Source organism: Duganella sp. LjRoot269 (assembly GCF_964254095.1).
GTDB lineage: Bacteria > Pseudomonadota > Gammaproteobacteria > Burkholderiales > Burkholderiaceae_D > Rugamonas > Rugamonas hordei.
Genome location: NZ_CAXUSL020000001.1, coordinates 799,324 through 821,501 on the forward strand (window position 1 = coordinate 799,324; position 22,178 = coordinate 821,501).

Genomic DNA, 22,178 nt, shown 5'->3' on the forward strand with positions numbered 1-22,178 from the left:
AGCATAAGGGATAGCGCCGCCGGACCGGGAAAAAATTTGTATCAGGCCGCCGCCTCGGCGAAGCGGCTTTCGTACAGCGCCGCCACCAGGTCCGATTGCGTGATGAGGCCGGCGAACCGCTGCTCCTCGTCGACGATGGGGATGTGGTGGAAACCCGAGTCCGCCATCAGCGGCACCAGGTCGACGATGGGCGTGTCCAGCCGCGCGGTGGTCGGATGCTGGGTCATGATCTGGCCGACCACTTCGGCTTTTTCCGTGTGGGTGACGCCGGTCTTGCGCAGGAAGCGCTGCAGTTGCTGGCGGATGCCGCGATAGTCGTCCAGTCCGCCATGCTCGAGGAAATCGGTTTGCGTGACGATGCCGATCACGCGCCGCGCCCGGTTCAGCACCGGCAGCGCGGCCACGCGGTGCAGGCGCATCAGCTGCCAGGCTTCTTCCAGCGGCGTGCCGAACTCGGCGTTGACGATATCGCGCGACATGATGTCGGCGCAGGCGATGATGCCGAAGCGGCGCTGGTAGGCGCGCTGCTCGGTCTGCATGAACAGCGACTCCAGGTCGTCGCGGCTGATGTCCAGCACCTGGTTGTACTGCTGCAGCACCGCGTCCAGGTCCTCGGGCTTGAAGCCCAGCCGCACGGTCGGCACGGCGTCCCGGGTCGCGTGCGGATTCGGATGCGCGCCTTGCTGCGCATGGGGATAGCGGCGCCCGGTCAGGTTGTTGTAGAGGATGGCCATGACGGCCAGCAGCGTGGTGTCGGCCAGCACGGTCACCAGCGGGAAAGCGAAGCCGGCCGCGTGGATGGCCGGGCCGCCGATCACGGCGGTCAGCGCCACCGCGCCGCCGGGCGGATGCAGGCAGCGCAGCGCGAACATCGCGGCGATCGCCGTGCTGGCGGCCAGCGCGCACAGCAGCGGCACGGGCAGCACCTCGCCGAAGCAGCGCATGCAGATCACGCCCATCAGCCCGCTGACGACGTTGCCGCCGATGGCAGACCACGGCTGCGCCAGCGGACTGGCGGGCAGCGCGAACAGCAGCACCGAGGACGCGCCTATCGGCGCCACCAGGAAGATGGAACCGCCGGGGAACAGGTATAGCCCGATCAGGGCGGTCAGCAGCAGGCCGAACAGGGCGCCGCCGGCGGCGCGCAACTGTTCGCGGCGGCTGGCGGTGCTGGGGCTGGGCAGCCAGGGAGCTAGCAATGCGCGCATGGGTTAAATCAGGTATTTGAAATGGGACAAATATTACCCCATGTCTGCCCCTTATTGGTGCGAAACAAGCTCAAGCGGAAGGGCGGTGGTGATCTTGATCTGCTCCATCGAGAACGCCGACGACACGCCGGTGAGCTGCGCGGCCTTGATCAGTTTCTTGTAAAAGCGGTCATATCCTTCGATATCGCTCGTAACCACCTTCAAAAGATAGTCGATGTCGCCGCTCATGCGGTGAAATTCCTGCACTTCCGGCAACGCGATGACGGCGGCGGCAAAGCGCGCCAGCCACTTTTCATCGTGCTGGCTGGTGCGCACGCTGACGAACACCGTCACCGGCAAGCCCACTTTGCGGCGGTTGACGATGGCCACGCGGCTCTCGATATAGCCTTCCTCCTCCAGCCGGCGCACGCGTTTCCAGCAGGGCGTGCTGGACAGGCCGACCTTCTCGCTGAGCTGGGCGATCGAGAGCGTGCCGTCCCCTTGCAGGGCGGAGAGGATGGCGTAATCGTAGCGGTCAAGTTGATTCATTCTCTTAATTCGTGAAATTGGGTATGAATATGCTACATGGCGTGCGCATGAAGAGTATTTTAGTACATATATTTTCGTTCGAATGGGTAAGCTATGTATACCGATTATTTAGCAGCCTGTTCCAACAGCTCAGCACCGACATGACTACCGAAATCTACCTTGACGGCAACGCCACCACCTCCGTCCTGCCGGCCGCCATCGCCGCCGCGGCCGACGCCATGGGGCAGCGCTTCGGCAACCCCAGCAGCAGCCACGCCACCGGCCTCAAGGCCAAGGCCCTGCTCGACCAGGCGCGCGCCTGCGCGGTGCGCCTGCTGGGCGTCGGCGACGGCCGCCTGATGTTCAACAGCGGCGCCACCGAAGGCATCCAGACCTCGGTGCTGTCGGCGCTGGTCGCGTTGCGCGAGCGCCAGGCGGGCGGCGAGGCCATCGGCAGCCTGCTGGTCTACGGCGCCACCGAGCACAAGGCCGTGCCGGAAAGCCTGGCGCACTGGAACCGCCTGCTGGGCCTGAACCTGGAGCTGTACAAACTGCCGGTCGACCAGCACGGCGCGCACGACCTGGCGCTGCTGCGCGACGTGGCGCCGCGGGCGGCGCTGGTGTGCACCATGGCCGCCAACAATGAAACCGGCGTCGTCACCGACCTGGCCGGCATCGAGGTCGTGCTGGCCGAGACCGGCACCGCCGCCTACTGGCTGGTCGATTGCGTGCAGGCGCTGGGCAAGCTGGACCTCGACCTGCAGTCGACCCGCATCGATTACGCGCCGTTCTCCGGCCACAAGCTGTACGCGCCGAAAGGCATCGGCATGCTGTACGTGCGCGCCGGCGCGCCGTTCACGCCGCTGATCATGGGGGGGGGCCAGGAGGGCGGACAGCGCTCCGGCACCGAGAACATGGCCGGCATCGCCGCGCTGGGCGTGGTGCTGGCCGCGCTGGAACGCGGCGACACCTTCCGCGGCCACGAGCAACTGGAAGGCTTCCGCGCCCGCCTGGCCGACAGCCTGCGCGCGGCCTTGCCCGGCGTGGTGTTCAACAATCCCTTCGACAAATCGCTGCCGACCACGCTGAACTTTTCCGTGCCCGGCCTGGCCAGCCGCGAACTGATGGATGTGTTCGACGCGGCCCAGGTGCGCGTCAGCTCCGGCAGCGCCTGCTCGGCCGCCAAGGCCGCGCCCAGCTACGTGCTCGACGCGATGCACGCGCCGCTGTGGCGCAGCGCCGGCGCGATCCGCATGTCCTTCGGCCCGCTGGTCGACGAGGCCACCATCACCGACGCCTGCGCCCGCATCGAGCGCTGCGGCGCCGCGCTGCGCGCCAGCTGCCTGATCCCGTCCGAGCGCACCGCCGTGCCGCATGACGGCCTGCTGCAGCTGGGCGTGGAGGGCGCCTGCAGCTGGATGGTGCTGGACGCCGCCAGCCGCAGCTGCATCGTCATCGACCCGCTGCCCGAAATGAGCGCCCGCATCGAATCGTATGTGCGCTGCCAGAACTACCAGGTGCAGGCCATCGTCAGCACCTTGCCCAACGCGGGCCGCGCCATGCTGATCGACGTGCTGGGCCGCCACTTCGACAGCCATGCCGAAACGGACGTGTATGGCTGGCCGGCGCACGCCGCCACTGTCGCGCTGGACGACGGCGCGCTGGTCGGCGCGATCAAACTCGGCGCGCAAGTGCTGGCCAGCGTGTCCGGCGGAGCCGGCGGCGAATTGCGCAACTACCTGCTGGGCGCCGCCGATGGCGCGCGCCTGCCTGCCGGCGCGGTGCGCTTCGCCTTCAGCGCGCGGCCGGCGCAGGAAGCGCTGCGCGCGGTCAGCGCCGCGCAGACCCTGCTGTGCCCGACGCGCGACGAACACAATCAATTCTGCCTCAGCATGGCGGCCCCGCCCCAGGCCGGCCTGGCCGCCGATGCGCAGCTCGACAGCGCCGCGCTAAATGCTTTCCTGCACGCCCATCCCGACGCCATGCTGATCGACGTGCGCGAACCGTATGAGTTTGCCGCCGGCGCCATCGCACCGGGCGCGGCGGGGAGCGTGGTCCGCAGCGTGCCGCTGAGCCGTCTGGCCGAGCACGCCAGCGAGTGGCTGCGCGGCGAGCCGGCGCCGCTGGTGTTCTTTTGCCGCAGCGGCAATCGCAGCTTGAAAGCCGCCCAGTTCCTGCGCCGTCTCGGCCATCCCCATGCCTACAGCCTGGTCGGAGGACTGGCGCTGGCGCCGCTGCCGCTGGCCGCATAGGCCGCTCATTCAAGTTTCGTTTTTCTTCCTTTACAGGGCCGCGCAAGCGGCCCTTTTTTTGTGCTCTTAAATGGACGGCGGAACGTAGCCTTTACCTGCGCAGGCGCCAGATGCATTTGGCACCAGCACGCCGGATGGCCCTGCCGCCAGTTGCGGATCTACATACATGGACGTCGCCGCGCCGGGCAACACCGATACCACGCCGGCGGCAGTCGTATAGTTGGTGGCGCCGTATTCATTCCCAGCCCTCAGTAAAAATGCGCCGGCCGCCGGGTAGTAGCAATTTCCACCTAAGTCGATTTGCTGATACCCGTCCCAGTTTGTGTTCAGGTGCATGAAATTATTCACCGCTCCGTAGAAAACATTATTGGTCATGTGTATCTCGCGCATCGGGGCGGTGGCTGGGAACAGCAACAAGTCGCTGCCGTCCTGGACCGGCCGTTGAACATGGCTCCATCCAGTGCCGGCGTTGAGGCAGGTATTGTGCGCAAACGTCAAACCGGTGGTGCTGGCCTGGCCGACCTGAGTTGGACGGTTCCACAGTTCGAAGCACTGCTCGGAACTCACCGCCAGGTTGTTGAGGAACTGTACGTTGGAGACGACGTTGGTAATGCCCGTTCCCTGCGAGGTGAAAGCGGTATCGAATGCCTGCGACACGCGGTTGTTCTGGACGAGCACATCGATCGCGCCATCCCACAACTCGATGCCGTTGCCCAGACGTGTCTGGTCTTGCCACTGCGCGCCTCCGATGTGGGCGACATCCAGGCTGTCGAGCAGCACCCGCTGGACGGTGTTGGTCTGTACGCCGTGCAAGGCGCCGTAGCGCAAGTCGAGGTCGCGGACTGCAACGTCGGTCTGATTGGCGATGGTCACCAGGTTGCGCTTCATTGCCGCTTCTATGCTGGTATGGGCGGAGGCGGGGTTCTGCATGGAGTACAGCTTGACTAGCTTGTTGACCGGGTCGTACCAGTACTGGTCGTCAGCGATCAAGTCGGCTTCGTTCCACACCCGGGGGGCGACCGACTGCTCGTCATCAAAAATCAGGTTGCCGACCTCTGCCACGAGACGTTTTTGCTCGTCACAGCCGGTAACGCTGGCGGAATCGATATACAGCGTTTCATCTTTTATCGCCGATGTGCCCAGGAAAAAGAAAACCCGTACGCTGCTGTCCGTTGCCTTGCCCCTGAAATACAGCTCGTGCTGTGCCCAACTGGTTCCGATACTGACATTGTTGAAGTCCAGCTGGTCAGCCACCGATGCGTTGCTGATACTCTGCAGCATCTTGATGTTGTCCCAGGCGATGGAGAGCGGCGTGGTGGCCCTGGCGGCAAAAGAGAGCTTGTAGCAGACGCCGCTCGCCACCGGGAACACGTTAGTGTAGAGATTGATGTCCGCGGCTTTTGTACTGGTGCCGCTCATGCTGAGTTTCAGGCTGTGGGGATTCGGCGCGGAAATCGAACTGGCTGGGAAAACATCGTTATTTTCCAGGGTGATCGTAGCGATGCTGCTTGATATCGCCCATCCCTTAGGCCAGGTCGGATCGTCGAAGTTCGGATTGGTCAGCAACTGCGCACCTACCGGCGCCACCTGGGACGTCCAGATATTCGTGCTCGTCTGTATCCAGTCGGCAGTGTTGCTCAACGATGCGGAGCCCAGCAGGCGAGGCTTGGCTCCCGTTCCATAGGCCCCGTAGGTCACCGCGCCGCCGCTTTGCGTGCCGCCCTTGGTGACCAGCTCGCCCCGCCACATTCCTCCGCGCTTGAACGAGATGGTATCGCCGGGCAGCAGCGCGGCGCCGTTGACCTTGCGCAGGCTTGCCCACGGGGCTGCCGTGGACGTGCCGGCGTTTCCGTCCGAACCGCTGACGTTGTCGACGTAATAGTCCGTCGCCCGGGCCGGCGACGTGTAAGCCAGGCTGGACGCCAAGGCCAGCCAACAGGCTGCCAGTATTCCATTCTGCATGCGTGTCATTTCATTCCTTCATAAAAATATGTGGGTCGGATCAGCATACAGGCTAAGAAAAAGTTAATCAATTTACATGCAAAAAAAGATAGTTCCCGCCATGCCGTCCCATATGTACGTCAGCGTACAGTCGCCTGCCGTGCGCCCCCGTACGATGCCTTGACAGATAATTTCCCATTCGCAGATTTAAGCGAGGTACCAGCTTTGAACCAACCCACCCCCCTCCTGCCCGAGATGACACTCGGGTTCCGCGAATCCCCCTCCGGCTCGCTGCTATCGGACGAAGACGACGAAGACTTGCCGTTGCGTGCCGAGTTGTTCAGCGCGGCGCAGATGGCTGCGCACGGCAAGACGCTGGCCATGCACCACGAGCTGAGCAAGCGTGGCGGGCGCGATCGCCTGTTGTCGCGGCTGGCGGAAAACGCCGCCGTCATCAACGCCACCTGCGACGAGCTGACCGGCGCCGTCAAGGCCGGCCGCCAGATCACGCCGGCATCGGAATGGCTGCTGGACAATTTCTACCTGATCGAAGACCAGATCCGCATCGCCCGCCGCCACCTGCCTAAGGACTACAGCAAGGAGCTGCCGCGCCTGGGCCGCGGCGCGCCGGAGGGCACGCCGCGCGTCTACAAGATCGCGCTGGAAATCATCTCCCACGGCGACGGCCGCGTCGATCCCGAATCGCTGTGCCGCTTCGTCGACGCCTACCAGGAGGTGGCCAGCCTGAAGCTGGGCGAGCTGTGGGCGATCCCCATCATGCTGCGGCTGGCATTGATCGAGAACCTGCGCCGCGTGGCCGCCCGCGTGGCCGACAACCGCATCCACCGCGACCTGGCCAACAGCTGGGCCGACCAGATGACCGACGTCGCCGACCGCAATCCCAGCGGCCTGATCCTGATGGTGGCCGACATGGCCCGCTCCAATCCGCCGATCACCAGCGCCTTCGTGGCCGAACTGGCGCGCCGGCTGCAGGGACAGAGCCCGGCGCTGACCCTGGCGCTGTCGTGGATCACGCACCGCCTGGCCGAATCGGGCCAGACCATCGAACAGCAGATCCAGCTGGAGATCCAGCAGCAGGCGGCCGAACAGGTGTCGATCGCCAACAGCATCGGCAGCCTGCGCTTCCTCGGCACCATGGACTGGCAGGAGTTCGTCGAGACCATGAGCGTGGTCGAGCAGACCCTGCGCGAGGATCCGGCCGGCGTCTACGGCGGCATGGAGTTCGCCACGCGCGACCAGTACCGCCACGCGATCGAGAAAATCGCCAAGCGTTCGAAATATTCGGAAGCCGAGGTGGCGCAGCAAGCCTTGCAGCTGGCGCAGGCCAATTACCAGGGCGGCAACGTGCGCCATGGCCACGTCGGCTTCTACCTGATCGGCGGCGGCCTGGCCGCGCTGGAAAAACAGGCCGGCATGCGCCGTCCCTGGCTGGAGGCCCTGCAGCAAACCTCGCGCGCCTCGCCGCTGACTTCCTACCTGGGCGCGATCTCCGCCATCGCGCTGGTATCGACCTCGCTGCTGCTGGAACGGGCCGTGCACGACGGCGTCCACGGCGCGGTGATCGCGATCCTGGCCGTGCTGGTGTTGCTGGGCAGCAGCCAGCTGGCGCTGAACCTGGTGAACTGGGTGGCCACGCTGGTCACCCGGCCCCACCCCTTGCCGCGCATGGACTTCAAGGACGGCGTGCCGACCGACGCCCGCGCCATGGTGGTGGTGCCGACGCTGGCCTTCAGCAAGGAGAATATCCAGGACCTGTGCGAACAGATGGAAGTGCGCTTCCTCGCCAACCGCGATCCGAACCTGATGTTCTGCCTGCTGACCGACTTCGCCGACGCGCCGTCCGAGACGCTGCCCACCGACGCCGCGCTGGTGGAACAGATGCATCGCTGCATCGGCAACCTGAACCGCAAGTACGCCACCCATCCTAACGGCGAGCCGGCCTCGCCGTTCCTGCTGCTGCACCGCCCGCGCCTGTGGAATCCGCAGGAGGGCGTGTGGATGGGCTATGAACGCAAGCGCGGCAAGCTGCAGGACCTGAACCGCTTCCTGCGCGGCGGCGCGCGCGACAAGTTCAGCGTCGTCGTCGGCGACACCAGCGAACTGGAAAGCATCAAGTACGTCATCACCCTCGACACCGACACCCAGCTGCCGCGCGACGCGGCGGCGCAGTTCATCGCCACCATGCGCCATCCGCTGAACCAGCCGCGCATCGACGCCGCGCGCGGGCGCGTGGTCGAAGGCTACGGCATCCTGCAACCGCGCGTGACGGTGGCGCTGCCGAGCGAGAACGCCTCGCGCTACGAAAAACTGTGCGGCGGCGAACCCGGCATCGATCCCTACACCCGCACCGTGTCCGACGTCTACCAGGACGTGTTCTACGAAGGCTCCTTCATCGGCAAGGGCATCTACGACGTCGACGTGTTCGAGCAGGTGCTGGGACAGCGCCTGCCGGAGAACCAGATCCTCAGCCACGACCTGCTGGAGGGCTGCTACCTGCGCGCCGGCCTGCTGAGCGACGCCCAGTTGTACGAGGAATACCCGGCCCGCTACAGCGACGACGTCAGCCGCCGCCAGCGTTGGATCCGCGGCGACTGGCAGCTGGTGTCATGGCTGCTGGGACGCGTGCCGGGAGCGAACCGCAAGCGCGAGCGCAATCCGCTGTCGCTGCTGTCGCGCTGGAAGCTGTTCGACAACCTGCGCCGCAGCCTGACCGCGCCGGCGCTGGTGCTGTCGCTGATCACCGCGTGGCGCTGGCTGCCCGACCCGTGGCTGTGGACCGGCGCCGTGCTGGCCGTGATCTTCGTGCCGCCGCTGGTAAGCGCGCTGCACGACCTGTTCCGCCGCCCGCGCGACACGCTGTGGAGCCAGCACGTGCGCGCCTCGATGCGCCGCAGCGGCCTGCAGTTCTCGCACGCCATCCTGATGCTGGTGTTCCTGCCGTACGAGGCCTACTTCAGCCTCGACGCGATCCTGCGCAGCACCTGGCGCATGCTGGTGTCGCGCAAGCGCCTGCTCGAATGGCGCGCCTCCAACCTGGCCCACGCCGACGCCGGCACCTGGCGCACCATGTGGGCCTCGCCGGTGCTGGCGCTGTTCGTCGGCGGCGCCCTGCTGGGATGGCGGCCGACCAGCCTGCCGCCGGCCGCGCTGTTCCTGCTGGCGTGGCTCGTCGCGCCGGCGGTGGCGGACTGGATCAGCCGCCCGATCGTGCGCAAGACGGCGCAGCTGACGCCGGAACAGCACCAGTTCCTGAACAAGCTGGCGCGCCGCACCTGGGCTTATTTCGACCGCTTCGTCGGGCCGGAGGACAACTGGCTGCCGCCGGATAACATGCAGGAGCATCCGGCGCTGGTGATCGCGCACCGCACCTCGCCGACCAATATCGGCATGGCGCTGCTGGCCAACCTGAGCGCCAGCGACTTCGGCTACATCACCGTCGGCCAGATGATGGAGCGCACCGCCGCCACGCTGGAGACCATGGACAAGCTGGAGCGCCACCAGGGCCACTTCTACAACTGGTACGACACCCAGACGCTGAAACCGCTGCACCCCGTGTACATCTCCACGGTCGACAGCGGCAACCTGGCCGGCCATCTGCTGACCTTGCAGGCCGGCCTGACCGGCCTGTACGACCAGCCGGTGCTGGGACCGCAGATCGTCGACGGCATCGTCGCCACCTGCCGCGTGCTGGAAGAAACGCTGGCCGGCACCACGCCGGCGCAGGCACCCGCCGCGCACCCGGCAACCAGCGTGGGCGCCACCGCCGCCGGCACCTCGCCGTCGAATCCGGTCTACGCCGAGCAGGATGCCGCGAATGGATCAGGACATGGCGCCGATCCGCGCGACATCAAGGCGCTGCTGGCGGCGTTGACGCCGGCGCCGGACACGGCCAACCTGCAGCAGCTGCACGGCTGGCTGAACCGCGTCGCCGATGCCGCCGACCACTACCAGCCGCAGGCCGAAGGGCAGGGCGAGGCCGCCGCCATGTGGGCCGCCGCGCTGGTCCGCCAATGCCGCGCCGCGCTGGCCGAACTGGCCGTGCTGACACCGTGGGCCGGCCTGCCGCCGGATACCGTGTTCGACACCAGCATGACGCGCGTGCCGACGCTGCGCGAGCTGGCCGCCATGGCCGCCAGCTCGGCCGCCGTACCGGTCACCGACCTGGCTCCGGCCGAACTCGAACGCCGGCTGCAGCTGGCCGGACTGTGCGAGCAGGGCGCCGTCGCCGCGCACGAACGCATGCGCGCGCTGGCCGAGCTGGGGCAGCGCAGCGGCGCCTACGCCCTGATGGAATATGGCTTCCTGTACAACGCCACCACCAACCTGCTGGCCATCGGCTACAACGTCAGCGAGCGCCGGCTCGATGCCAGCTACTACGACCTGCTGGCGTCCGAAGTGCGGCTGGCCAGTTTCGTCGCCATCGCCCAGGGACAGCTGCCGCAGGAGCACTGGTTCGCGCTGGGCCGCCAGCTGTGCATCGTCGCCGGCAAGCCGGTGCTGCTGTCCTGGAGCGGCTCGATGTTCGAGTACCTGATGCCGCTGCTGGTGATGCCGAACTATCCGAGCACGCTGCTCGACCAGACCTACAACGCGGTGATCGACGCGCAGATCGACTACGGCAAGCGCCGCAGCGTGCCGTGGGGGATCTCGGAGTCGGGCTACAACACGGTCGACGCCAGCCTCAATTACCAGTACCGCGCCTTCGGCGTGCCGGGCCTGGGCCTCAAGCGCGGCCTGGCCGACGACCTGGTCATCGCGCCCTACGCCACCATGCTGGGCCTGATGGTGCAGCCGGAAGCGGCCTGCCTCAACCTGCAGAAGATGGCGGGCCTGGGCTACATGGGCCGCTACGGCTTCTTCGAGGCGGTCGACTACACGGCCTCGCGCCTGCCGCGCGGCCAGAGCGCGGCCATCATCCGCTCGTTCATGGTCCACCACCAGGGCATGGGCCTGCTGGCGCTGAGCTACCTGCTGCACGACCGGCCGATGCAGCGCCGCTTCGAGTCCGACCCGCTGCTGCAATCGACCCTGCTGGTGCTGCAGGAGCGCAGCCCGCAGGTGGGCGCCTTCTACTCCAACACCACCGAGATGGCGGCCATCCGCGCCACCGCGCCGGAACAGGCCATGCCGATGCGCATCCTGACCCAGCACAGCACGCCGGTGCCGGAAACCCAGCTGCTGTCGAACGGCCGTTATCACGTCATGGTCACCAACGCCGGCGGCAGCTACAGCCGCTGGAAGGACCTGGCGGTCACCCGCTGGCGCGAAGACAGCACCCGCGACAACTGGGGCAACTTCTGCTACGTGCGCGACATGGACGACGGCCGCTTCTGGTCCACCACCTACCAGCCCACGCTGGCCGAGCCGCGCAAATACGAAGTGATCTTCTCCGAAGGCCGCGCCGAGTTCCGCCGCTCCGACCGCAACATCGACCTGTACACGGAAATCGTGGTCTCGCCGGAAGACGACATCGAGCTGCGCCGCACCCGCATCACCAACAAGTCCGACCGCGTGCGCACCATCGAGGTGACCAGTTTCGCCGAAGTGGTGATGGCACCCGCCGCCGCCGATGCCGCGCACCCGGCCTTCAGCAAGCTGTTCGTGCAGACCGAGATCCTGCGCGACGAAAACGCCATCCTGTGCACGCGCCGGCCGCGCGGCGACTCCGACGCCATGCCGTGGCTGATGCATTCGATGATGGTGCACGACGCGCCGGTGACGGACGTCTCGTTCGAAACCGACCGTTCGCGCTTCATCGGCCGCGGCAACACCCAGGCCGCGCCCAGCGCCATGCTGAGCGAGGGCGAACTGAGCGGCGGCGAAGGCTCGGTGCTCGATCCGGTGGTGGCGATCCGCTACACCATCACGCTCAAGCCCGACCAGACGGCCATCGTCGACATCGTCACCGGCATGACCGAGCAGCGCGAGGCCGCGCTGCACCTGATCGACAAATACCAGGACCGCCACCTGGCCGACCGCGTGTTCGAACTGGCGTGGACCCACAGCCAGGTCGTGCTGCGGCAGCTCAACGCCAGCGAGGCGGACGCCCAGCTGTACGGCCGCCTGGCCAATTCGGTCATCTATCCGAACGCCGCGCTGCGCGCCGATGCCGCCACCCTGATCAAGAACCAGCGCGGCCAGTCCGGCCTGTGGGCGTATGCGATTTCCGGCGACCTGCCGATCGTGCTGCTGCAGATCAAGGACCCGGCCAACATCGAGCTGGCGCGCCAGATGGTGCAGGCGCACGCCTACTGGCGCCTGAAGGGCCTGGTGGTCGACCTGGTGATCTGGTACGAAGACCAGTCGGGCTACCGTCAGCTGCTGCATGAACAGATCATGGGCCTGATCGCCTCCGGCATCGACGCCCAGGCGATCGACCGCCCGGGCGGCATCTTCGTGCGCCTGGCCGACCAGATCGCCAACGAGGACCGCGTGCTGCTGCAATCGGTGGCGCGCGCCATCCTCAGCGACAGCCGCGGCACGCTGGCCGAGCAGATCAAGCGTCCCGGCCCGCCGGCGCTGCGCATGCCGCCGCTGCTGACGGACAACCGCGGCGAGTACGCGGACGCCGGCCCGGTCACCCATCCGGCGCGCGGGCTGATGCTGGAAAACGGCATCGGCGGCTTCTCTTCGGACGGCCGCGAATACGTCATCACCACCAGCGAGGAGCAGCGCACGCCGGCGCCGTGGTCCAACGTGCTGGCCAACCCGCTGTTCGGCAGCGTCATCTCGGAAAGCGGCCAGGCCTACACCTGGCACGAGAATGCCCACGAGTTCCGCCTGACGCCGTGGCACAACGATCCGGTCAGCGACGCCAGCGGCGAGGCGTTCTACCTGCGCGATGAGCAGAGCGGCCAGTACTGGTCGCCGACGGCGCTGCCGGCGCGCGGCAACGGCATCTATGTCACGCGCCACGGCTTCGGCTACAGCGTGTTCGAGCACACCGAGGCCGGCATCACCAGCGAGATGACCACCTTCGTCGCCATCGACGCGCCGATCAAGTACACGGTGCTCAAGGTGCGCAACGATTCGCTGGTGGCGCGCCGTCTGTCGGCCACCGGCTATGTCGAGTGGGTGCTGGGCGACATGCGCTCCAAGTCGGGCATGCACATCGTCACCGAGGCCGATCCGGTCAGCGGCGCGCTGTTCGCCAAGAACGCCTACAACACCGAGTTCACCGGCCGTGTCGCCTTCTTCAATTGCGACGCCACGCTGCGCAGCTACACCGGCGACCGCGGCGAATTCCTCGGCCGTAACGGCACGCTGGCCGCGCCGGTGGCGCTGCGGCGCCAGCGCCTGTCCGGCAAGGTCGGCGCCGGCCTGGACGCCTGCGCCGCGATCCAGGTGCCGTTCGACCTGCTGCCGGGCCAGGAGCGCGAGATCGTGTTCGTGCTGGGCGTGGGCGGCCGCCGCAACGCCGACGCCAGCAGCCTGGTACAGAAACACCGCGGCGCCGACGCCGCGCACGAGGCGCTGGCCGCCGTGCACGCGCACTGGGAGCAGACGCTGGGCGCGGTGCGCATCGAGACGCCGGAGCCCGAGCTGGACGTCCTCGCCAACGGCTGGCTGATGTATCAAACCATCGCCTGCCGCATCTGGGCCCGCAGCGGCTACTACCAGTCCGGCGGCGCATTCGGCTTCCGCGACCAGCTGCAGGACGCCATGGCCACCATCCATACGCAACCGAAGCTGCTGCGCGACCAGTTGCTGCTGTGCGCCGCGCACCAGTTCATCGAGGGCGACGTGCAGCACTGGTGGCATCCGCCGTCGGACCGGGGCGTGCGCACGCATTGTTCCGACGACTACCTGTGGCTGCCGCTGGGGGCCTGGCGCTACGTCATCGGCACCGGCGACGCCAGTGTGCTGGACGAATCGCTGCCTTACCTGGAAGGGCGCGCCGTCAAGCCGGAAGAGGATTCCTACTACGACCTGCCGAGCCGCTCGAGCCAGAGCGGCACGCTGTACGACCACTGCGTGCGCGCCATCCGCAACGGCTTGCGCTTCGGCCAGCACGGCCTGCCGCTGATCGGCTCCTGCGACTGGAACGACGGCATGGACAAGGTCGGCGAGCATGGCCGGGGCGAGAGCGTGTGGCTGGCGTTCTTCCTGTGCGAGGTGCTGCAGCGTTTTGCCGAAGTGGCCGACCTGGTAAGCGACGTGGATTTCGCCACCGAGTGCCGCAGCGAAGCGAAGAAGCTGGCCGCCAACGTCGAGCTCAATGCGTGGGACGGCCAGTGGTATCGCCGCGCCTACTTCGACGACGGCACGCCGCTCGGTTCGCACACCAACGAGGAATGCCAGATCGATTCGATTTCGCAGAGCTGGGGCGTGCTGTCCGGCGCCGCCGATCCGGTGCGCGTGCGCGGCGCGATGGAGCAGGTCAACCAGCGGCTGGTGCGGCGCGATTCAGGCATCATTCAGCTGCTCGATCCGCCGTTCGACAAGGCCGGGCCGAACCCCGGCTACATCAGAGGCTACGTGCCGGGCGTGCGCGAAAACGGCGGCCAGTACACGCACGCCGCGATCTGGACCGCGATGGCGTTCGCCCGCATGGGCGACACGGAACGCGCGTGGGAATTGGCGCGCATGATCAATCCGGTCATGCACGGCGCGACGGCCGAGGGGACGGCGAAATACAAGGTCGAGCCTTACGTGGTGACGGCGGACGTGTATGCGGTGGCGCCGCACGTGGGACGGGGCGGCTGGAGCTGGTACACCGGCTCGTCCGGCTGGATGTACCGGCTGATACTGGAGTCGCTGCTGGGCGTCACGCGCACCGCCAACCATCTGGCGCTGGCGCCGCGCATGCCGGCGGAGTGGGACCGCTTCTCGCTGACCTATCGCCACGGCGCCGCGTCGTACGTGATCAACGTCGTCAAGTCGGCACAGGCCATCGTGCCGGAGATGACGGTGGACGGCATACGGCAGCCAGGCATGATGGTCGAGCTGTACGACACTCCCAGCGTCCATCAGGTCGAACTGCTGATGCCGGCGAAGTCCGATTCTTAACAAAGTGTCCCATTCTGGACATTTTCAACATTGTCGCAACAGCACGGAAGATAATCTTTTGTGCGGTTGCGGCGCGCTTCCCGGGCGTCAGCGCATTTATTTGAAAGACATCTGAATAGCCAAGAAAATTCGAATTGGTTCGTCATCCTCTTGTCATGCATAGTTGCCAGAATTTTGGATCCCCAACCGCATAGAGAGAGAAAAAAGAATGAACAAATCTAAGATGCTGTCCCGGCTCGCGATGACGTTGCTCTTGTCTTCCGGCGTCATTGGCGCGGTCCAGGCGTCCAAGGCCGACCACCATGAATTCGAGGCCACGCTGTACGCGCCGTTCACCGCCGACGGCGCCGACCAGGACCGGCCGGAAGCCCGCACCTTCAAGCTGGTCTTCGATTTCCCGCTGCTCGAGCGCGAGCAGGACGTCAACTGGCACCTTGAGCTGGTCAGCCCGGACGGCGTCGTGGTGCAGCGGTGGCAGGGCGTGCAGGGCATCAGCGGCAAGCCGGTCGATGTCAGCATCGCCTGGGACGGCCGCGCCGAAGGCCTGATCCTGACCGACGGCGTCTACCAGGCGCGCATGCGCGCCGTCACCGGCGACGAGGCCATCGAACAAAGCTGGGACATCTCGGTGGGCCAGGCGCCCGCGCAGGCCATGCCCGCCTTCAAGGCCTTGCCGACTTCCGCCACGCGCGCACGCGCCGCGCGCACCGACGGCCGCGTGGTGCAGGGCGCCGTCGCCGCCACCGCGTCGCTGCCATACACCGTCTACCTGGGCAACCTGCACAGCCAGACCAACCACAGCGACGGCGGTGGCGCGCTGTCCAGCTGCACCGGCGCGCAGAATCCGCAAAGCGCGGCGCTCGGCCCGGCCGACGCCTATGCCTACGCCAAGGGCAAGGGCCTCGATTTCCTGATGGCCTCCGAGCATAACCACATGTACGACGGCTCCGACAGCACCAACGCCTCCGCCGATCCGGCCGTGGCCAAGGCGTTGTTCCAGTCCGGCCTGAGCGCCGCCGCCAGCTACAACAGCGCGAACCCCGGCTTCCTCGGGATGTATGGCCTGGAGTGGGGCGTCATCAACAACGGCGGCCATATGAACATCTTCAACACCACCGAGTTGCTGGGCTGGGAGAGCAACAGCAGCGGCCAGCTGATCGCCGACACGCTCACCGCCAAGAACGACTACGCCGGCCTGTACACGCTGATGCGCCAGCGCGGCTGGGTGGGCCAGTTCAACCATCCGGAATCGTCGGGCCAGTTCATCGTCAACGGCACGGCGCTGGGCTACACGGCCGACGGCGACCAGGCGATGGCGTTGTGCGAAGTGCTCAACACCTCCGCCTTCTCGACCAACACCAGCGAGACCGAAACCAGCCGCAGCACCTACGAAGGCGCCTGCAACAAGGCGCTGGAGGCGGGCTATCACGTGGCCTTCTCGACCGACCAGGACAACCATTGCGCCAACTGGGGCGCGTCGTACACCAACCGCACCGGCGTGTTGATCCCGACCGGCACCACGCTGTCGTCGGCCAGCATGATCGCAGCCATCAAGGCGCGCCGCGTGTACGCCACGATGGACAAGACCTCGCAGCTGATCCTGACCGCCAATGGCCACGTGATGGGCGAACGCTTCACCAACAGCGGCAGCCTGGCGCTGGTGGCCAACTTCGCCAGCAGCAGCGGCAAGACGGTATCGACGGTGAAGATGTACGAGGGCGTACCGGGCCGCAACGGCACGGTGACGCAGCTGTCGGCAACCGCCAGCACCACCGTCACGCCGGCTGTCGGAGAGCATTTCTACTACGCCAAGGTGACGCAGAACGACGGCAATATCCTGTGGTCGGCGCCGATCTGGGTGACGCAGACGACGGGCGGCACGCCGACGCCTACCCCAACGCCAACACCTACCCCGACTCCAACACCAACGCCGACGCCAACGCCAACGCCAACGCCAACGCCAACGCCAACGCCAACGCCGACTCCAACACCGACCCCGACTCCAACGCAGCTGATCGCCAACGGCGGCTTTGAATCGGGCGCTGCATCTTGGACGGCGACGTCCGGCGTGATCACGTCGGATTCAGGACAGGCGGCGCATGCTGGCAGCTACAAGGCCTGGCTGGACGGTTACGGCAGCGCCCACACCGACACGCTGTACCAGACCGTGACGATTCCGTCGTCCGCCACCAGCGCCACGCTGTCGTTCTGGCTGAAAGTGGATTCCAGTGAAACCACGACCACCACCGCCTACGATACGCTGAAGGTGCAGGTGCGCAGCAGCGCCAACGCCGTGCTGGCGACGCTGGCGACCTACTCGAATCTGAACAAGGGCAGCACTTACGTGCAGAAGAGTTTCGACCTGTCGGCCTACAAGGGCCAGACAGTGCGCATCTACTTTGAAGGCGTGGAAGGATCGACGGTATCGACGGCCTTCATTGTCGACGACGTCAGCCTGCTTGCGCAGTAACGTCTGGTAATCAGCTGAAACTCACTTGGTCCATGGCTCGTCGCGCGGGGCGTCGCGCCGCGCGAACAGCAGCAGGATGGCTATGCCGAGCAGTATCAGCTTGTAATGCGCCGGCTCCGGTACCGGAGCCGGTTCCACCTTGGCCGCCGCGGGATTTTGCGGTTTGACGCCGCCCCGGTCCCCAACTTGCGTCGGATCCGTGGCCGGCGGCCGGGCCGCCTTGGTGAAGGTTTCGGCCTGCGTCGCCTCCTGTGTCTCGACCTCGATCGGCTGGGCCTCAACGGTGAAGATGGTGGCGCACAGCAGCAGCGCTGCCGACTTGCTCATCAATGACATGTACCGCCTCAAGAAAATAATTGATTGGCAAGTATAATACAATGACAATTTTGATAAATCGGTGCGCAAGCTAACAGAGTGGCGTAAAAAGGTCTTGACGATCAGGCGCCCAGGCCGGCGCCCGCGCCCAGCAGCGTGGCCACGCCCAGCACCGCAAACACGGCGGCGGCGATGCCGTGCACCAGTTTGAGCGACACGCGGCCGGCGATCCTGTCGCCCAGGTAGACCGCCGGCACGTTGGCCAGCATCATGCCCAAGGTGGTGCCGCAGACCACGGCCACCAGGCTGTGATAGCGGGCCGCCAGCGCCACCGTGGCGACCTGCGTCTTGTCCCCCATCTCGGCCGCGAAGAACGCGATCAGCGTGGTCAGGAACACGCCGTACTTCGCCAGCGGCACGTCGTCATCGTCGATCTTGTCCGGCACCAGCGTCCACGCGGCCATCGCCAGGAAGGATACGCCCAGCACCCAGCGCAGGATGTCGGGGCCGAGCAGGCCGGTGATCCAGCTGCCGACGGCGGCGGCAAACGCATGGTTGGCGATGGTGGCGACAAAAATCGCGGCGATGATGGGCAGCGGACGGCGGAACTTTGCAGCCAGGACGAAGGCGAGCAGCTGGGTTTTATCGCCGATTTCAGCGAGGGCGACGATGCCGGTAGAGACGAAGAAAGCTTCCATGGGAGTGTGTGTAGTACGCGGGCCGGAAACGATTAACCAATGATCCAGGCGCGACTCCGGCCCATCATGGCCGCACCTCGATCATGGTCTCGTCAAGTTTTTCAACCACCTGCACCACGGTCTGCGGACCGATTATGTTGACACAGGTTCTTGCACCGGGCGGCGCAAGCCGACTACTCCCCACTTACGGCCGCCATCATACCATGGCCGACAGGCTGTACACATGCCCGATACATGGCTATGCTATTCTGCTTCGCGCTTGTGCAACTCATTGAAAAGAACACCATGCCCATCAAGAAGACCATGTCCGCGCTCGTGCTATCCGCACTGGCGGCGCTGGCGGCCCAATCTGCCCACGCCGATCCGCTGAGCTACGCCCGCTACGACCAGGTGCGCACCAGCGACCTGTATCTGGACCTGAAGGCCGATTTCGGCCACAAGACGCTGGGCGGCTACGCCGAGCTGACGCTGGACTGGATCGACAAGGCGGCCCGCACGCTGGTGCTGGACACCAATGAACTGAACATCTCCAAGGTGCAGGTGCAGAACCCGAACGGCCGCTGGAGTCCCGCCTCCTTCATGCTCGACAAGCTGGATGCGGAAAAGGGCCGCGCGCTGCGCATCTCGGTGCCGTTCCAGCCGAAGAAGGTGCGCGTCTACTACCGCACCGCGCCGTCGGCCGCCGCGCTGCAGTGGATGTCGCCGCAGCAGACCATGTCCGGCAAGCTGCCGTTCATGTTCAGCCAGTCCGAGGAAATCAACGCCCGCTCGTGGGCGCCGGTGCAGGACACGCCGGCGGTGCGCTTCACCTACAGCGCCCGCATCGAGGCGCCGGCCGGCATGCGCGTGGTGATGAGCGCCGAGAACGACCAGAAGGCCACCGGCAACGGCGGCTGGAAATTCAAGATGGCGCAGCCGATTCCATCGTACCTGCTGGCGATCGCCATCGGCGAGCTGGAAGTGCGCAACCTCGGCCCGCGTTCCGCCGTGTACGCGGAAGCGCCGCGCATCGAGACCGCCGCCTGGGAGCTGGCCGACACCGAAAAAATGATCAGCGCCGCCGAAGGCCTGTACGGCCCGTACCGGTGGGAGCGCTACGACATGATCGTGCTGCCGCCGTCGTTCCCGATCGGCGGCATGGAAAACCCGCGCCTGACCTTCCTCACGCCGACCATGATCGCCGGCGACCGCAGCCTGGTCGACCTGATCGCGCATGAACTGGCGCACTCGTGGTCCGGCAACCTGGTCACCAACGCGTCGTGGAAGCACTTCTGGCTGAACGAAGGCTTCACCACCTACGTCACCACCCGCATCGTCGAGAAGCTGTACGGCGAGGAAGTGGCGGAGATGAACCTGCAGGTCGAGCAGGAAGAAGCGATGGCTTCGCTGCCGTCCATCCCGCCGGCCAAGCAGGCGCTGGTCACGCGCGATCCGGACACCAGCTCCGCCACCTACACCGACGGTGGCCTGGTCTATCCGAAAGGCGCCTGGCTGCTGCGCACGCTGGAACAGCGCGCCGGCCGCGACGTCTTCGATCCATTCCTGCGCGGCTGGTTCGACCAGCACGCGTTCCAGTCCGCCACCACCGACGAATTCGTCGTCTACCTGAAGAAGAACCTGCTGGACGCGCATCCGGAAGTGATGTCGCCGGCGGAGCTGGACGAGTGGCTGTACGGTCCCGGCATCCCGGCCAGCGCCAAGCACGCCGCCTCGCCGCGCCTGGCCGCGCTGGACGCGCAGCGCAGCGCATGGCTGAAGGGCGAACTGCCGACCGCCGAATTGAACGGCAAGCACTGGATCGCGCTGGAGTGGATGCACTTCCTGAACGATATCGACGGCAAGGCCAACGCCACCCAGCTGAAAGAGCTGGACCAGGCTTACGCGCTGGGCAAGAGCGGCAACAATGAAATCGCCTACCGCTTCTACCTGGCCTCGATCAAGGCCGGCTACGATGTGCGCGAACCGCTGAGCGCCTTCCTGATGAGCGTGGGCCGCCAGAAGTTCGTCGTGCCGCTGTATACCGCGCTGCTGAAAAACCCGTCCGACAAGGAGTGGGCCAAATCCATCTACGCCAAGGCGCGTGAACACTACCACCCTGTGACGCAGGGCTCCGTCGATAAACAATTCAAAAAATGATGACCAAGTTTTCCCATACCTTCGTTTCCGCCGCGCTGCTGCTGGCTTTCTCCAACGTGGCGCTGGCGGCCGATGCGCCGGCGGTACCGGCAGCGCCGGCGACCGCCGCTGCGCCAGTCTTCAACCTCGACGCCGACGTCGAGCGCGCGCTGAAGACCTTCGACATTCCCGGTGTGGCCATCGCCATCGTCAAGGACGGCAAGGTGGTTGCCGCCAAGGGCTACGGCGTGCGTCAGCGCGGCGCGACCGCGCCGGTCGACGGCAAGACACAGTTCGAGATCGCCTCCAACTCCAAGGCCTTCACCTCCGCCGCGTTGGCGATGCTGGTCGACGAGGGCAAGATCGGCTGGGACGATCCGGTCACCAAGCACCTGCCGGGCTTCCAGATGTTCGACTCCTACGTCACCGGCCAGATGACGGTGCGCGACCTGCTGACGCACCGCAGCGGCCTTGGCCTGGGCGCGGGCGACCTGCTGTGGTGGCCGACCACCAATTTCAGCACCGACGAAATCATCGCCCGGTTGCGCTACGTGAAGCCGGCCACCAGCTTCCGCAACAGCTACGCCTACGACAACTTGCTCTACATCGTCGCCGGCAAGATCGTCGCGGAAAAATCCGGCAAGAGCTGGGGCGAAACCATCCACGACCGCATCCTGGCGCCGCTGGGCATGAACGGCACCACCACCAGCGTGGCGCAGATGCTGGCCTCGTCCAACTACTCGGCGCCGCACAGCAAGATCAACGACAGGAACGCCGTGGTCAAGCCGATGCCGGTGGAGAACGCGGTCGGCGCGGTGGGCATCAACACCAGCGCCGAAGACATCGCGCGCTGGATGAACATGCTGCTGGGCGGCGGCAAGCTGGAAGACGGCAAGCAGCTGCTCAGCACAAAACAGCTGAACGAAATGTGGTCGGAGCAGACGCCGATGCGCATCCGCGATCCGAAGCCGGCGCTGGCCGCCACCAAACCCAACTTCGCGGCCTATGGCCTGGGCTTCAGCCTGCGCGACTACAAGGGCCGCAAGATCGCCATGCACGGCGGCGCGCTGCAGGGCTTTTATTCGACGGTGCTGATGGTGCCCGAGGAAAAACTCGGCATCGCCATCCTGACCAACGCCGAGAACAGCCCGGTGATGGCGTCGCTGTACTGGCGCATCCTGGACCAGTACCTGAACGTGCCGGCCAGCGACTGGATCTCGCTGTACGCCGAGCAGGAAGCGGCGATGCACAAGGAGGAGCTGGAACGGCAGGGCAAGGAAGTGTCGGCGCGCGCGGCGAAGTCGTCGCCGTCGCTGCCGCTGGCTTCCTACGATGGCGAGTATGAAGACGCCTGGTACGGCAAGATCAGCATCCGCGCCGAGGGCAAGAAGCACGTCATGAGCTTTGCCCGCACGCCGGACCTGGTCGGGGAACTGGAGCACTTCCAGCACGACACCTTCATCGTGCGCTGGAAGGAACGCAACTTCAACGCCGACGCCTACGTCAGCTTCGCGCTGAACCCGGACGGCAGCATCGAGCGCATGAAGATGGCGCCGGTGTCGACCGAGACCGATTTCAGCTACGACTTCCGCGACCTCACCTTCACGCCGGTCAAGGCCGAGGCCAAGAAGAAGTAATCCAG

At 66.0% G+C, this 22,178-nt stretch carries 10 protein-coding genes and 1 riboswitch; of the genes, 5 read left to right on the forward strand and 5 right to left on the reverse strand.

Going from position 1 to position 22,178, the window contains the following annotated elements; translation table 11 throughout:
- Window positions 1-41: 41 nt before the first annotated feature.
- Window positions 42-1,208, reverse strand: coding sequence for an HPP family protein (locus tag ACSQ3S_RS03465; RefSeq protein WP_436141590.1), 1,167 nt, complete (start codon window positions 1,206-1,208; stop codon window positions 42-44).
- A 51-nt stretch (window positions 1,209-1,259) separates the two neighbouring features.
- Window positions 1,260-1,736 carry an Lrp/AsnC family transcriptional regulator gene (locus ACSQ3S_RS03470; RefSeq protein ID WP_176655965.1) on the reverse strand — a complete coding sequence of 159 codons (477 nt, stop codon included), beginning with the start codon at window positions 1,734-1,736 and terminating at the stop codon, window positions 1,260-1,262.
- Between the two features lie 140 nt (window positions 1,737-1,876).
- Between ACSQ3S_RS03470 and ACSQ3S_RS03475 the strand changes: the two genes are divergently transcribed.
- A complete protein-coding gene (locus ACSQ3S_RS03475) occupies window positions 1,877-3,967 on the forward strand; it encodes an aminotransferase class V-fold PLP-dependent enzyme (RefSeq protein ID WP_436141591.1) in 2,091 nt (696 codons plus the stop codon).
- A 66-nt stretch (window positions 3,968-4,033) separates the two neighbouring features.
- Here ACSQ3S_RS03475 and ACSQ3S_RS03480 read toward each other — a convergent pair whose 3' ends face one another.
- Window positions 4,034-5,938: a hypothetical protein gene (locus tag ACSQ3S_RS03480; protein ID WP_436141592.1), complete on the reverse strand. Its 1,905-nt coding sequence runs from the start codon at window positions 5,936-5,938 to the stop codon at window positions 4,034-4,036.
- Window positions 5,939-6,163: 225 nt separating this feature from the next.
- Between ACSQ3S_RS03480 and ACSQ3S_RS03485 the strand changes: the two genes are divergently transcribed.
- Window positions 6,164-14,938: a GH36-type glycosyl hydrolase domain-containing protein gene (locus ACSQ3S_RS03485; RefSeq protein WP_436144989.1), complete on the forward strand. Its 8,775-nt coding sequence runs from the start codon at window positions 6,164-6,166 to the stop codon at window positions 14,936-14,938.
- 208 nt (window positions 14,939-15,146) lie between these two features.
- A complete protein-coding gene (locus ACSQ3S_RS03490; protein ID WP_353404763.1) occupies window positions 15,147-17,408 on the forward strand; it encodes a CehA/McbA family metallohydrolase in 2,262 nt (753 codons plus the stop codon).
- Between the two features lie 21 nt (window positions 17,409-17,429).
- Here the strand turns inward: ACSQ3S_RS03490 and ACSQ3S_RS03495 are convergent, their stop codons facing one another.
- Window positions 17,430-17,744, reverse strand: a complete 315-nt coding sequence (locus tag ACSQ3S_RS03495) for a PEP-CTERM sorting domain-containing protein (RefSeq protein WP_436141593.1) — start codon at window positions 17,742-17,744, stop codon at window positions 17,430-17,432.
- Window positions 17,745-17,845: 101 nt separating this feature from the next.
- Window positions 17,846-18,421: a TMEM165/GDT1 family protein gene (locus ACSQ3S_RS03500; protein ID WP_176655962.1), complete on the reverse strand. Its 576-nt coding sequence runs from the start codon at window positions 18,419-18,421 to the stop codon at window positions 17,846-17,848.
- A 10-nt stretch (window positions 18,422-18,431) separates the two neighbouring features.
- A riboswitch (yybP-ykoY riboswitch) is annotated at window positions 18,432-18,615 on the reverse strand.
- A gap of 91 nt (window positions 18,616-18,706) precedes the next feature.
- Here ACSQ3S_RS03500 and ACSQ3S_RS03505 point away from each other — a divergent pair.
- A complete protein-coding gene (locus ACSQ3S_RS03505; RefSeq protein ID WP_436141594.1) occupies window positions 18,707-20,557 on the forward strand; it encodes a M1 family metallopeptidase in 1,851 nt (616 codons plus the stop codon).
- Window positions 20,554-22,173 carry a serine hydrolase gene (locus tag ACSQ3S_RS03510; protein ID WP_353404767.1) on the forward strand — a complete coding sequence of 540 codons (1,620 nt, stop codon included), beginning with the start codon at window positions 20,554-20,556 and terminating at the stop codon, window positions 22,171-22,173. The genes ACSQ3S_RS03505 and ACSQ3S_RS03510 overlap by 4 nt, the downstream gene beginning before the upstream one ends.
- Window positions 22,174-22,178: the final 5 nt, after the last annotated feature.